Source organism: Acinetobacter sp. BWR-L5 (assembly GCF_039655985.1).
Classification (GTDB): Bacteria; Pseudomonadota; Gammaproteobacteria; order Pseudomonadales; family Moraxellaceae; genus Acinetobacter; species Acinetobacter johnsonii.
In genome coordinates this window covers 37,148-51,052 of record NZ_JAGFEV010000003.1, presented here as the reverse complement: position 1 = coordinate 51,052, position 13,905 = coordinate 37,148, and the positions used below count along the sequence as shown (strand labels likewise).

11 protein-coding genes are annotated in these 13,905 nt (G+C 44.8%); 5 read left to right on the top strand and 6 right to left on the bottom strand.

Annotation, left to right across the window (positions count from 1 at the left end):
- Nucleotides 1-26: 26 nt before the first annotated feature.
- Nucleotides 27-428 carry a hypothetical protein gene (locus JZ787_RS05980; RefSeq protein WP_346311927.1) on the top strand — a complete coding sequence of 134 codons (402 nt, stop codon included), beginning with the start codon at nt 27-29 and terminating at the stop codon, nt 426-428.
- A 49-nt stretch (nt 429-477) separates the two neighbouring features.
- Here JZ787_RS05980 and JZ787_RS05975 read toward each other — a convergent pair whose 3' ends face one another.
- Both JZ787_RS05975 and dapB read right to left on the bottom strand, forming a co-directional pair.
- Nucleotides 478-1,125, bottom strand: coding sequence for an START domain-containing protein (locus JZ787_RS05975; RefSeq protein WP_346311926.1), 648 nt, complete (start codon nt 1,123-1,125; stop codon nt 478-480).
- Nucleotides 1,126-1,184: 59 nt separating this feature from the next.
- Nucleotides 1,185-2,006, bottom strand: coding sequence for a 4-hydroxy-tetrahydrodipicolinate reductase (dapB, locus tag JZ787_RS05970; RefSeq protein ID WP_346311925.1), 822 nt, complete (start codon nt 2,004-2,006; stop codon nt 1,185-1,187).
- A 197-nt stretch (nt 2,007-2,203) separates the two neighbouring features.
- Between dapB and JZ787_RS05965 the strand changes: the two genes are divergently transcribed.
- The gene (locus JZ787_RS05965; RefSeq protein ID WP_218288663.1) at nt 2,204-2,443 is read left to right on the top strand and encodes a hypothetical protein; all 240 of its coding nucleotides are present in this window, start codon (nt 2,204-2,206) and stop codon (nt 2,441-2,443) included.
- A gap of 63 nt (nt 2,444-2,506) precedes the next feature.
- Here the strand turns inward: JZ787_RS05965 and dnaJ are convergent, their stop codons facing one another.
- From dnaJ to JZ787_RS05945, 4 genes are all read right to left on the bottom strand, one after another.
- Nucleotides 2,507-3,625, bottom strand: coding sequence for a molecular chaperone DnaJ (gene dnaJ, locus JZ787_RS05960; RefSeq protein ID WP_004978425.1), 1,119 nt, complete (start codon nt 3,623-3,625; stop codon nt 2,507-2,509).
- 104 nt (nt 3,626-3,729) lie between these two features.
- On the bottom strand, nt 3,730-4,107 hold the full coding sequence (locus JZ787_RS05955) for a hypothetical protein (RefSeq protein WP_004691852.1): 378 nt from the start codon (nt 4,105-4,107) through the stop codon (nt 3,730-3,732).
- Nucleotides 4,108-4,238: 131 nt separating this feature from the next.
- Nucleotides 4,239-7,376, bottom strand: a complete 3,138-nt coding sequence (locus JZ787_RS05950) for an efflux RND transporter permease subunit (RefSeq protein ID WP_346311924.1) — start codon at nt 7,374-7,376, stop codon at nt 4,239-4,241.
- A gap of 2 nt (nt 7,377-7,378) precedes the next feature.
- On the bottom strand, nt 7,379-8,479 hold the full coding sequence (locus tag JZ787_RS05945) for an efflux RND transporter periplasmic adaptor subunit (protein ID WP_346311923.1): 1,101 nt from the start codon (nt 8,477-8,479) through the stop codon (nt 7,379-7,381).
- Between the two features lie 150 nt (nt 8,480-8,629).
- On the opposite strand from JZ787_RS05945, the gene JZ787_RS05940 reads away from it, so the two are divergent.
- From JZ787_RS05940 to JZ787_RS05930, 3 genes are all read left to right on the top strand, one after another.
- The gene (locus JZ787_RS05940; protein WP_346311922.1) at nt 8,630-9,256 is read left to right on the top strand and encodes a TetR/AcrR family transcriptional regulator; all 627 of its coding nucleotides are present in this window, start codon (nt 8,630-8,632) and stop codon (nt 9,254-9,256) included.
- A gap of 205 nt (nt 9,257-9,461) precedes the next feature.
- Nucleotides 9,462-12,146: a phosphoenolpyruvate carboxylase gene (ppc, locus tag JZ787_RS05935; protein WP_317455138.1), complete on the top strand. Its 2,685-nt coding sequence runs from the start codon at nt 9,462-9,464 to the stop codon at nt 12,144-12,146.
- 301 nt (nt 12,147-12,447) lie between these two features.
- Nucleotides 12,448-13,749, top strand: a complete 1,302-nt coding sequence (locus JZ787_RS05930; RefSeq protein WP_058951473.1) for a solute carrier family 23 protein — start codon at nt 12,448-12,450, stop codon at nt 13,747-13,749.
- The last annotated feature ends 156 nt before the right edge of the window (nt 13,750-13,905 follow it).

The following is a 13,905-nucleotide window of genomic DNA, read 5'->3' as shown; positions in this document are numbered from 1 at the left end:
GTTCACAACCATAAATAGGCACTTTTATGAAAAAAATAATCATATCTCTCTTTTGCTTATTGAGCTTATCGGCTTGCCAACCGCCACATATTTCGCAGCAGGTACAGCAGCAGAATTTTATTTGTAAAGCACTGATTGAAGGGTTTCTGAAAACGCAAAATTTAACTGATTATCAATTTTTAAGTTTAGCGCCGAGCTTGACTGAAACCTCGACCCAACGAACCTATCAATATCGGTTGAACAATGAACGTGAAATGCAGATGAACTTGCCCCGCCAGAAAAATTTACAGTTTCAATGTGACCAAAGTAGTGCTGAAAACTTCAAGATCTCGCTCGCTGGTGAAGGACATGCCATGCTTAGTTTAATCCAGTTAGACCTGCCTAAGGCTTCAACCTTAGAGCTGCTGAACGCTTATCAACAGCCTTAAGTTTTAAAACATAAAAAAGCCTGCATTACAGGCTTCTTCGTCTTTAAAATTAACGTAAGGCAGCTGGTAAATGGGCAGGAGTATCTTCTTGTTCCAGCAATTGATTTTTCATTTTTTGCAGCATTTGATAGGGTTGTTGTTGGACAAACATATTCACAAACTTCAGTGGTATCGATCCCTCAGGGTTGGCATAACCTGAGGTCGAAACCTTGACTTTATTTGGTCCCAGTTTCTGAAAGGTCCAATCGCCCTCATAATGATTGAGGCGCACATAATCTGGGTTTTTAAGAATGTTTTTATCAATCGCTTTATTTTTAATGCTAATGATGCCCTGATTGTCCTTGGTCATTTTCCCCTGCACCACCAAGTCGCGGTCTTTTAAAGGAAAAGGAAAATCGAGAACCATATACAGTTGAAACTCGCCTTTTTTATCATCGCGCGACAAGACTTTCACACTACCCATATACGGCACCCATTTCACCGCATGGTCAACATCTAAGATCAGTGATACTGCTTTTTCAATCGGCACATCAAACGTGGTTTCTGCCTTATATAAAAAGACTGGGTTTTGCGCATTTTGATAGGTCCAAACTTTAATATTATTTTTATGAATACTGAGTTTGGCTTGATCCATAGGTTTGGCCTGTGCTGTTGTCATCACGGCAACAACACAAGCCATATACATGACTTTTTTCATTCTATTCTTCGTCTTATTTTAGTTTTTTATCTTGTTTTTATGGCGAATGAAACAGGTTTTTAAACTTGAATGTCGTTAAAACCCAGTACATCTTTCATGTCATATTTACGTGCTTCACGTCCTACCACCCAAGCCGCAGCACGTACCGCACCCGAGGCAAAGTTCATACGGTTAGTCGCTTTATGAGTAATTTCAACACGCTCACCATCGGCAATAAACATAGCCGTATGTTCACCGACAATATCGCCGCCACGAATGGTTTGGAAACCAATACTTTGACGCTCACGAGGTCCTGTATGACCTTCACGGCAATACACTGCATCAGTTTTCAAGTCACGCCCTAAAGCACCCGCAATAGCCTCACCCATCATCAATGCGGTGCCTGATGGTGCATCGACTTTATGACGGTGATGCGCTTCAATCACTTCAATATCCACTGTGTCACCAAAGACTTTAGAAGCCAATTCCAACAGTTTAATCGAAACATTAACCCCCACAGAATAGTTCGCTGCATAGACCACAGGAGTCTGTGTAGCCGAGTCATCCAAATAAGCTTTTTGTTCGTCATTCATACCCGTGGTCCCAATGACAATGGCAACCCCAGATTCACGACAAATTTTTAAATGCTGAACGGTCGCTACTGGTGCAGTGAAATCAATGATCACATCACAATCTTTCACTACCGCTTCCAGACTACCCACCACCTTCACGCCGAGGCTGCCAATACCTGCAAGCTCACCTGCATCTGTACCAACCAGTGAGCTTTCAGGGCGTTCCACTGCCGCAGCCAGTTGATAGCCTGCTTCGTGTACCGCTTGAATAAGGATGCGACCCATACGACCGCCGGCACCTAAGACACCAATGCGTGGAGCTGCTGACATAACATATTCCTAATCTAGCTTCAAAATTGCTCTTACTATAGCAAAACTGATTGCCCAGACTAAGGTTTGTTGGCCATTTTCATCGAAAAAATCGCTTTATTTTCAAACATGATTTCTCAAGCTTTTCACAAATTTGCAATCAATCTTACGCAGACTAGGTTCGCGTTTAAAAACAACTTTAAAATGAGGAAAGTAGAATGAAAGCAAAGGTACTTTTTCTAGCGATGGCGTTTGGGGGCAGTTGGGCACAGGTTCAGGCTGAACCCGCTGTTCAAGCAGGCGACACCTTAGAAAGTTTGTCACAGGTCAAGATCACTACTAGCACACATCCCAAAGCACAGGCCGAGCAACAAGTACCAACTGCTGCACCTATGGCTGAAGAAATGGTGTCGGTTGAAGAGATCGATCAACCTGAGCTGCCAACAGAAGCGCAATAACATAAAAAGAGCGGGAAAATATTCCCGCTCTTTTCAACACCAATTCAGACGTGCCGTATTCAATTAATCAAACAGTCGGTCAAAGAAAGACTTCTTCTTCGGTGAAGATTTGTGATCATCTCCATCTAAAGTTTCTTGCAACTCTTTTAACAGTTCACGTTGACGTGCTGTTAAGTTGACTGGCGTTTCAATCACGATACGGCAGAGTAAGTCACCTTGCATACTGGTACGTACAGGTTTAACCCCTTTGCCACGTAAACGGAACATTTTACCCGTTTGTGTGCCTTCAGGAATTTTCAAACTCACACGACCTTCGAGTGTCGGGATTTCAATTTCTTTACCCAAAGCAGCATCGGCAATGCTCACAGGGACATCCATATACAGGTCTGCACCATCACGTTGGAAGATTTCGTGCTCACGCACTACTACTTCTACGTACAAGTCGCCTGACTGACCATCACGAATCGCTTCGCCTTTGCCCGTTAAACGAACGCGGTCACCGTTGTCGACGCCCGCAGGAATCGTCACTTCTAAGGTTTGTTGACGGTCTTTAACACCTGAACCATGACAGGTATTACATGGGTTCTTAATGATCTTACCTTGACCACGACAGGTACTACAGGTCTGCTGTACAGAGAAGAAACCTTGCTGCATGCGAACCTGACCTGCTCCATGACAAGTTTTACAGGTTTCAACATCGTTCGGGTTTTTAGAGCCTTTACCGTCACAGGTTTCACACGGTGCTGGTGCAGTAAAGGTAATGGTTTTTTTCACCCCTCTTACTGCTTCTTCCAATGTCAGTTCCATTACATAACGTAAGTCAGAACCACGACGTGCACGCTGTTGACCACGACCACCGCCGCCACCAAAAGCGCCACCGAAAATGTCACCGAATTGACTGAAAATGTCTTCTGCGCTGAAACCACCACCGAAGCCGCCTCCGCCGCCCATACCACCTTCAAAGGCTTGATGCCCCATACGGTCATACATGCTGCGCTTTTCGCTATCCGATAAAATTTCATAAGCTTCAGCCGCTTCTTTAAATTTCTCTTCAGCTTCAGCATTGTCAGGGTTGCGGTCCGGATGATATTTCATCGCCAACTTACGGTAGGCTTTTTTAATTTCATCATCACTAGCGGTTTTAGCAACACCTAAAACCTCATAATAATCACGTTTAGCCATGTCTGGCGATGCTCCTCACGGAATTTATTTAATACTCAACTGTGGTCTGAAATTGGGTTCAAACCAAGTTTTACAAGGGGGTGTTTGAAAAAAAATCAGTAGAATTAGAAAACTGCTTTATTTTTCAAAAATTTAGACAGGCCTTTAAACCATGCATTTAGAAGGAAGAGAAATGCAATACAGCTAAAAACCACACCTGCAACCGTGCATCCAGTCACCCACAATGCACTGTCCCAAGTGAAGAAAATAAGAGGAATAAACCACAACGCTGCAAATAACGCCAAAATGCTATAAATTACAATATTGCGCATGACCCAAAGTGCTTGCGCTTGTAACCATACTTCAGCATGATCAATTTGCGTGACTTTTCGGGCATACCAGTAGGAAAATGCGCCGCTAATCACAGTAAACAAAGCCAAAAACATGAAGACATAAGAAATCGCGATAGAGCGGCGATACTTGGTTACATTGTCTTGCATCATGCGTTTAACCCCATTTGCTACATCGTTTATTTTTTAATGTGTAGCAAAAAACTGCTTTATAAAAATGCCATAAATTTCAGGTGCTACTATATTGAAATTTTCAACGTTTCGCACCTGATATTGGCATAAATTTACAGCTTATGGCTAATTTTTTTTACTTTAAACCACTGCGCGTACAAGGCCGGTAAAAAGAACAGGGTTAATAGCGTCGCCACAATCAGTCCGCCCATGATCGCAACGGCCATAGGTCCAAAGAAAATACTTCTAGACAATGGGATCATCGCCAGAACTGCTGCCAATGCGGTCAGCACAATTGGACGACAACGTCGCACTGTCGCATCGATGATCGCATCCCATGATTCATGCCCCGCTTGAATGTCTTGCTCAATCTGATCAATCAAGATCAGCGAATTACGCATGATCATGCCCGACAAGGCAATGGTACCCAACATTGCAACAAAGCCAAAAGGTTTATTGAACAGTAGTAGGAACAACACCACGCCAATCAAACCTAAAGGCGCGGTGAGCAAGACAATCGTAGCACGAGACATACTGCGCAGTTGAATCATCAGCAAAGTCATGACCACGGCCAAGAATAAAGGCATGCCTGCTGCAACCGATTTACCCCCACGTGCAGACTCTTCCACTGTACCGCCGACTTCAACCAAATAGCCATTCGGCAGTTCCGCACGCAGCTGATTCATCTGTTCGGCCATTTCATCCACCACAGTGGCCGGCTGTAACTTGGTCCGTATATCTGCACGTACCGTAATAGTCGGTAGGCGGTTACGATGCCAAATCAAACCTTCTTCGAAGCTATACTCAATTTTTGCAATTTGTGCCAACGGTACTGTTCCGCCATTTGAAGTTGGAACGGCAAGACTCACCAGTGATGCTACTTCAACCCGCTCGGTTTGATCGCCACGTAAACGGATTTCAATCAGCTCACGTTTCTCACGGTACTGGTTAATGGTGGCACCCGAAATTGAGCTGTTCAAGAAATTGGCCAAATCTAAACTCGATACCCCCATTTGGCGGGCACGGTCTTGGTCAATCTCTAAATTGATCATCTTGCTTGGTTCACCCCAGTCCAAATGCACATTGGTGGTGTTGGGGTTAGCACTCAGCATCGCTGCGACTTTATCCGCCCAAGCACGCACTTGAGTTAAGTCTTCACCCGACACGCGATATTGAAGTGGATAACCGACAGGGGGACCGTTTTCAAGTAAAGAGACGCGAGTACGCACATCGGGCAATAACTGGCGGATTTGGGTGTCTAAGGATTTACGAATTTCATTGCGATCATCCAGTGAAGAGGCCAAGACCACAAACTGAGCAAAGCTGGCTTGCGGTAGCTGCTGATCGAGCGGTAAATAAAAACGTGGCGAGCCTGTGCCCACATATGCCACATAATTATCTATGCCTTCTTGCTTCGATAGGAACTGTTCAACTTTTTTCACTGCATTTTCAGTTGCCGTTAAAGATGCACCTTCTTCAAGTTTTAGGTCGACCAAAATCTCGGCACGATTTGAAGGCGGGAAAAACTGCTGTGGTACTAACTTAAACAGCAACACCGAGAGCACAAAAATAGCCACCGTCGTTGCAATGACCGTTTTGCGATAGGTCACACACAGATCGACCCAACGGCGAAAACCTTGATAGAACTTGGTTTGATAAGGATCGTGATGCTCACCTGCATGATGTACCATCGGCTGAGGTTCTGTCTGTTTGCGCAAACGTGCCCACAGATGACTATACCACGGCGCTTTTTGAATCAGCTCTTTATTAAAATCGGGTAAGAGTTTGTCACCCAAATAAGGGACAAAAAGCACCGCTGCAAACCATGACACAATTAAGGCAATGGTCACCACTTGGAAAATAGAGCGAGTGTATTCACCTGTACTGGACGCTGCTGTAGCAATCGGTAAAAAGCCCGCAGCGGTAATCAAAGTGCCCGTCAACATTGGGAAAGCCGTCGTTCGCCATGCATGCCCTGCTGCTTGTAGTCGGCTGTAGCCTTGTTCCATTTTGATTGCCATCATTTCCACAGCAATAATGGCGTCATCGACCAAGAGTCCGAGCGCCAGAATCAGCGCACCCAAAGAAATTTTATGCAGTCCAACATCAAAAATGTTCATGCCCGCAAAGGTCATGGCCAAAACCAGTGGAATAGATAATGCCACCACCAGTCCAGTACGGAAACCCAGCGAGAAAAAACTGACCAGCAAGACAATAATCACCGCTTCAGCCAAAACTTTCATGAACTCGTTGACACTACGCTTTACAGCAACAGGCTGATCTGAAACTTTTTTCAGCTCCATACCTAAAGGTAAGGTTTTTTGCAGCTTGGAAAACTCAGTTTCTAAGTTTTTACCCAAAGCCAAGATGTCGCCACCTTTACGCATCGACACCGCAATCCCAATGCCATTTTCCCCCATAAAGCGCATACGGGGTTGCGCGGGTTCACTAAAGCCACGATAGACGTCGGCAACATCGCTGAGCTGGATGGTTTTCCCATTGACCAATAAAGGCATACGTTGCAGTTCTTCAACGCTCTTAATTTGCCCTGTGACTCGGAGTTGAATACGATCCGATTCTGTTTCAAAAAAGCCTGCACTGGCCATGGTATTTTGCTGTTGCAAAGCTTGTTGTACCGCTGTCACAGGAATGCCTAACTGCGCCGACTTGGTGTTGGAAATTTCAATCCAAATCTTTTGATCTTGCAGCCCAACCAAGTTGACCTTAGCGACATCTTTGACGCGTTGCAGTTGTAACTGTAGACGGTCGGCATATTCTTTCATCACCGCATAATCGAAGTCTTTACCCGTCAGCACATAAATGTTGCCGAAAGTATCGCCGAATTCATCATTAAAGAATGGCCCTTGCACCCCATTGGGCAGCTGATGTTTGATGTCTCCAACCTTCTTGCGTACGTCATACCACACATCCGGTATCTCACTGGAGCGCATGGCATCTCGTGCCACAAAAGTCACCATCGACTCGCCGGGTCTGGAGTAGGCCATAATGCGCTCATACTTACCCGTGGTCATCAGCTCTTTTTCAATACGGTCGGTAACTTGTTCAGACACCTCACGCGCTGTTGCACCTGGCCAATAGGTCTGTACCACCATCACTTTAAAGGTAAAAGGTGGGTCTTCGCTTTGTGCAAGTTTGGAATAAGACACCACACCCACGATGCCCAGTAACAACATCAAATAAAGGACCAAGCCCTTATTCTTTAAGGCCCATTCCGACAGGTTATAGTTCATGCTTAACTCCCTGTCGCAATCTTGACCGTTTTGTTGTCACGGCTAATCGGTTGAATTTTTTGTTTTTCACGCAGTAAATGTACCCCACCCACCACGACATAGTCCTTTGGCTGTAAACCTGAACGAATGGTAACGCTGTCTCGACCATACTCCCCCACGCTGACAGGGACTTTACGAATGCTGTTATCAGTATTCACCACCCAGACATAGGCATTTTTACCCGTAGCGGAAACACTGGCTAACGGTACACTCAACACATTGCTTTCGGTTGAGCTGAAAAACACCCGAGCACTCTGTCCCAGTTGAATCGTATTTTGTCCTTCACGCAAAGCCACTTTGACACTAAAAGTACGTGACTGATCTGCGGCAGGCGAAATTTCCCGGACGTAGGCAGCAAAACGTTCATCGGGTTTGGACCACAAAGTGACTAGGGCATCTTGTCCAACTTTAATCTGAGCAATGGCTTGTTCAGGTACACCAATCACCACTTCACGATCACCTGAAATGGCCAACTGGAAAGCCGGTTGTCCTGCTGAAATCACCTGTCCAATTTCAATATTACGCTCGGTAATCACACCGTTTTTATTGGCAATCAGTTGGTTATAACTGGTTTGGTTTTGCATAACGTTATAATTGGCTTGTGCTTGTTTCAAGCTCGACAGCGCAGCTTTATATTGATTTTCAACGCTGTCGTACTGTGATCGACTCACCGCATTACTCGGTAACAATTGTTTAAAACGTTTGAGTTCATCCTGCGCATTTTTTTCAGCCGCTTGGGCACTTTCTAACTGTGCTTTGGCTGCATTTAATTGCAACTGGGCATCCTGTACATCTAAGCGCGCTAAAACTTGTCCGACTTTGACTTGGTCACCCACATCGACCAGACGCTCCGTAACTTGTCCCCCAACACGAAAGGACAGTGCCGTTTGTTGGCGGGCTTGCACTTCGCCTGCATAGCTTTTTTGTTCTAGATGCGTGGTATTCGGTTGGCTCACCATTACCAAAGGCACCGACTCTGGTTCGGTCGTGTCTTTGCTACATCCCCACAAGGTGATACTACACACCACCATCATACTTGCCACAAGGGTCTGAATTTTGCTCATGAAGTCTGCTCTTCTTCCATAACCACCAATTAATCAGGCACAATATCCAGACTTAACTTGGTTATTTTTTAATTAATATACTGCATAGTACACTAATTAAAGATATGCTCAGATGTAAATGACTTTTTGAACTTTTTTTTAGGAAAATGTGTGCAAGCTTCAGCAGGACGTCCCAAGGATTTAGAAAAACGGCAACGTATTTTGGAGGTGGCACGTCAGTTGTTTTTACAACATGGCTACCACGGCTCCAGCATGGACCATATTGCCAAGGAAGCGCACGTCACCAAACTCACGGTGTATAACCATTTTCAGGACAAAGCCAATCTGTTCAGTTGTGCAATTGAGGAAACCTGTGAAAAGCTGATGCTGGGTCGTTCATTTCAATTGCAACGTGCCGAAGACTTTGTGCCCATGCTCGAACAAATTTGTGCACTATCGATGCATATTATTAACCTGCCTGAGGCCATCAAGCTGGAGCACCTACTATTGCAGCTAGCCGCTGAACAAAACCCATTGCTAGAGAACTTCTATAAAGCCTCTCACCTCAAAATGCGGGCGATTTGGGAACAGTTCTTTGACCAAGCCCAAACCTTAGGCGTTCTTCAGTTTGAACAGGTCAACGAGGTCATCACCTTATTAATGTCTTTGCTGTTTGGATATCGTCACCAAGAAATGTTGTTGGGGATGAATGAAGTGCCCAATGCCGAACAACGCGAGCAACTGATTCAAGAAGCCATTGCGATTTTTTTATTAAAATACCCCTTACAAAAACCTTAAGATTCGGTTAATTAAATTTATATTTTTTATAGTTAATTCAAATGCTTGCAATTAAAAACTCTCTTTACTTTAAAACAATTTCTTGCCCTAAGTTGCTCATTTGATTCTAAATTCAGCAATTAATCCCCTACTTTTGTCTGCCCCTACTTGGATTGTCATCGAATCGGGGTATAGTCAAATTAAGAACAACGAGGGAATAATAATCATGATTCAACAAATTGATGCTCCACTACGTGAAGATGTCCGATTACTCGGCAACCTATTGGGTGAAACCCTCAAGGAGCATGCAGGACAAGATTTGTTTAATCAGGTCGAGCAAATTCGGGCCTTATCCAAAGGGGCGCGGGATGGTCAAGTTGAAGCCGAAAAGCAGCTGGAACAACTATTTTTCAGCCTTGAAGATGATGAAATTCTGCCGCTGACGCGTGCCTTTACCCACTTTTTGAACTTTGCCAATATTGCGGAGCAATACCATGTGGTCCGTAGCCGTCGTCAAAGTGAATTTGATGAGACCGCACCTTCTCCAAATCCGCTCGACCACCTCTTTGCTAAATTTAAAAATAACGACATTTCAACCGATACGCTGTTCCAGCAAATCTGTGATTTAAATATTGAACTGGTTCTGACCGCTCACCCCACTGAAGTTAGCCGCCGTACCCTGATCCAAAAATATGATGGTATTAACGATGCCTTATTTAAAATGGATCAGCAAAAACTGACCCCTCGTGAACGCCAAACAGTCCTTGAAGACTTAAAACAACTGATCTGTTCGGCGTGGCAGACCGATGAAATTCGTCAACACCGTCCAACCCCAGTCGATGAAGCAAAATGGGGTTTCACCACCATTGAGCAAACCTTATGGAATGCCGTGCCGAAGTTCATGCGTGAACTAGACGACATGGTAATTGAGCACTGTGGGCAACGTCTGCCTTTACATGTGGCACCTGTACGTTTCGCTTCATGGATGGGTGGTGACCGTGATGGCAACCCGAATGTGACACACAACATTACTCAAGAAGTCCTGTGGCTATCGCGTTGGAAAGCGGCTGATCTTTACTTACGTGACATTGAAGACTTGCGTTGGGAACTGTCGATTCAAAGCTGTAGCGATGAACTGCGTCAAGCCTTGGGTCAAGACCATCCTGAACCCTACCGCGAATATTTACGCGATACCCGCGAACGGCTAAAAGCTACGCGCCATTGGCTCGCAGAAAAACTGCGCGGTGCCGATGCCGATGACAGCTTGGTGATTAAAGCCAAAGAGGAACTGCTCCAGCCTTTATTGCTGTGTTATCGCTCTTTGATTGCCAGCAATCTGCCTGAAATTGCCAATGGCAAATTGCTGGACTTTATCCATCGGGTGAACTGTTTCGGGATTGAACTGCTAAAACTGGATATTCGCCAAGAGTCAGGACGTCATCGCCAAGCGATTTCCGCGATTACTGAATATTTGGGTCTGGGTAATTTTGAAACGTGGACCGAACAAGCGCGTCAAAACTTCTTATTGCAAGAGCTACAAAGCAAACGTCCGCTGTTGCCCAAGCATTTAAATGAACCTGCGCAAAGTTTAATTGAACAACCTGAAGTGCAAGAAGTGTTTGCCACCATGCGTACTTTGGCAGCGCAGCCTCAAGAAAGTTTAGGTGCCTACATTATTTCGATGGCTGAATATCCTAGTGATGTGCTGGCGGTACTGCTTTTGCAAAAAGAAGCAGGCATCCAACATCCACTACGTGTGGTGCCATTGTTTGAAACATTGAAAGACTTAGATGGCGCTGCAACCACCATGAATACCCTATTCAATATGCATTGGTATAAACAGCATATTCAGGGCAAGCATGAAGTCATGATTGGCTATTCTGACTCAGCAAAAGATGCAGGTTTTATGTCAGCCAATTGGGCACAGTACCGTGCGCAAGAAGAATTAACCGCGATTGCAAAAACGCATGGCATACAACTCACACTATTTCATGGTCGTGGCGGTTCCATCAGCCGTGGCGGTGCGCCAACGCAACAAGCCCTGTTTTCACAGCCACCTGGTTCGATTTCAGGTGCAATTCGAGTCACTGAACAAGGTGAAATGATTCGCTTCAAGTTTGGCTTAGAAGGCATTGCGCTGCAAAACTTAGAGATTTATACCGCTGCCACTTTAGAAGCCACTTTACTTCCACCGCCCGTCCCAAAACCTGAGTGGCGCGAGTTAATGCACAGCATGACCGATTTGTCGGTACAGGTGTATCGTCAGACTGTGCGAGAAAACCCGCACTTCGTCAAATATTTACGTACCGTCACGCCAGAGCTTGAACTGCAAATGTTACCGCTTGGCTCACGTCCAGCAAAACGTAAAGTCACTGGCGGCATTGAATCCTTACGTGCTATTCCTTGGGTATTTGCGTGGACACAGATTCGTTTGATGCTACCCGCTTGGTTGGGTACTGGTGCGGCAATTAACCAAGTGATTGATCAAGGACATAAGGCTACCTTAGATGAAATGCTGGTGGCATGGCCGTATTTCCAAACCCTGATTGATATGTTGGAAATGGTGCTTTCGAAATCTGATGCTCATGTGGCGCTGTATTATGAGTCGCATCTGACCGATGATGAAGACTTGAAAGTGCTCGGTGAACATCTGCGTCAGCGCTTAAAGTATGCGGTGCAAACCCTGTTAGCGCTTAAAGGTGAGTCTAAACTCCTCAGCAGTAACGAAGTTTTAGATCAGTCGATGAGAGTGCGCAAACCGTATTTATTGCCCCTGCATTTACTCCAAGCAGAGTTAATGAAACGTCGCCGCCGTTACCTAGAAGAGCGTCAGGAAACAAATACACCTGTAGATCATGCACTTATGGTAAGTATCGCAGGCATTGCAGCGGGTCTTCGTAACACGGGGTAAAGTTTTAAGCCCGCTCCATTTAAAGCACATCAGCATGATGTGCTTTTTTATTGAACGCATGGTCAAACCTTTTATAATTTTTTTTATCAATCCAATCATAAATATTTATGAATGTGCGATTGGCTAAATTTACCAATTAAACCTTGATTTATCATTATTTTTAAAAATATAAAGTTTTACCATGCGGTAAAAAGTTCTGAAAAGTCATAAGATTAGTTTGAACAATTTTTTGTATCACTGATTAAATCTTCTAAAAAACAAGAGTATGATGTGCACAATTTATCTTTAGAGTGCTCAAAAAATGTCCAATTGGTTTCCCAAATGGCGCCCGTACGAAGGCAATATCGATGCACGTCCTGTTGGCACAAGTGAATACCTCCCTGCTTCACAAAGTGCAATTTTAGGTGTGCAGCATGCCTTTGCCATGTTTGGAGCAACGGTTCTTGCACCTTTCTTGATGGGCTTCGATCCCAACCTTGCTATTTTAATGTCCGGGATTTGTACCATCTTGTTCTTTATTATGACGGGTGGACGTGTTCCGAGCTATTTAGGTTCAAGTTTTGCCTTTATTGGGGTCGTGATTGCAGCAACGGGCTATACCGCATCGGGCACAGGCGCACTCAATCCAAATTTAGCTATGGCGGGCGGCGGTATTATTGCCTGCGGCGTGCTCTATACTTTGTTTGGTTTTATGGTCATGGCAACGGGCACTAAGTGGATTGAAAAACTGATGCCGCCTGTGGTGACAGGTGCTGTGGTGATGATTATTGGTCTCAACCTTGCCCCAGTGACGGTCAAAGGCGTTGCGGGCAATTCCTTTAATATGTGGATGGCACTGGTTACCGTGTTATGTATGGGCTCAATTGCAGTCTTTACCCGAGGTTTATTGCAACGTCTCTTATTATTAATTGGTCTGTTACTGTCTTACTTGGTCTATTTCATCGTGACCAATGTTATGGGCTATGGCACAGCGATTAATTTTGCCCCGATTCAACAAGCCGCTTGGTTTGGTTTACCGACTTTCCATGCGCCTGAATTTAATGCCAATGCCATGATGATTATTGCACCAATCGCGTTAATTTTGGTGGCAGAAAACCTCGGTCACATCAAAGCCGTGAGTGCGATGACTGGTGAAAACCTTGATCCGCACATTGGTAAAGCGTTTGTTGCCGATGGTGTCGCAACGACATTAGCGGGGGGTGTCGGTGCACCAGGCATGACCACCTATGGTGAAAACATTGGAGTCATGGCAGTCACACGAGTTTACTCGACCATCATTTTTGCCATTGCAGGTGTGTTTGCCATTTTCTTAGGCCTATCACCAAAGTTTGGTGCCATCATCCATACCATTCCGACCGCGATTTTAACCGGTGCATCGATTGTGGTCTTTGGTTTGATTACCATCGCAGGTGCAAAAATATGGATTGAAAACAAAGTCGATTTTTCACAGAACAAAAACCTGATGGTCGCTGCAGTCACCATCATTTTAGGTACAGGTGATTTTGCCTTACAAATTGGCAACTTTAACTTGGGTGGTATTGGTACTGCTACGTTTGCAGCGTTGTTCTTAAACTGGTTCTTCAGCTTAGGGCAAAAAGATTAATCTGCCTGATATTTTGATTATCCATTGTTGATCGCAGCCTTCGGGCTGCTTTTTTTGGTCTAATACTCTTGCTCCGATTTCACATACCACTATGCTAAAGGGATGTCTCAAAACGCAAAAAGGACTAAGATAAAGTAACCTTTTCCGCTTTGACCC

Coding starts and splice junctions, on each gene's coding strand:
- dapB (WP_346311925.1), bottom strand. CDS start 2,006: ATGTCAGCAGCTCCACGCATTGGTGTCTTAGGTGCCGGCGGTCGTATG.
- dnaJ (WP_004978425.1), bottom strand. CDS start 3,625: ATGGCTAAACGTGATTATTATGAGGTTTTAGGTGTTGCTAAAACCGCT.
- JZ787_RS05955 (WP_004691852.1), bottom strand. CDS start 4,107: ATGATGCAAGACAATGTAACCAAGTATCGCCGCTCTATCGCGATTTCT.
- JZ787_RS05945 (WP_346311923.1), bottom strand. CDS start 8,479: ATGAGCAAAATTCAGACCCTTGTGGCAAGTATGATGGTGGTGTGTAGT.
- JZ787_RS05980 (WP_346311927.1), top strand. CDS start 27: ATGAAAAAAATAATCATATCTCTCTTTTGCTTATTGAGCTTATCGGCT.
- JZ787_RS05975 (WP_346311926.1), bottom strand. CDS start 1,125: ATGAAAAAAGTCATGTATATGGCTTGTGTTGTTGCCGTGATGACAACA.
- JZ787_RS05965 (WP_218288663.1), top strand. CDS start 2,204: ATGAAAGCAAAGGTACTTTTTCTAGCGATGGCGTTTGGGGGCAGTTGG.
- JZ787_RS05950 (WP_346311924.1), bottom strand. CDS start 7,376: ATGAACTATAACCTGTCGGAATGGGCCTTAAAGAATAAGGGCTTGGTC.
- ppc (WP_317455138.1), top strand. CDS start 9,462: ATGATTCAACAAATTGATGCTCCACTACGTGAAGATGTCCGATTACTC.
- JZ787_RS05930 (WP_058951473.1), top strand. CDS start 12,448: ATGTCCAATTGGTTTCCCAAATGGCGCCCGTACGAAGGCAATATCGAT.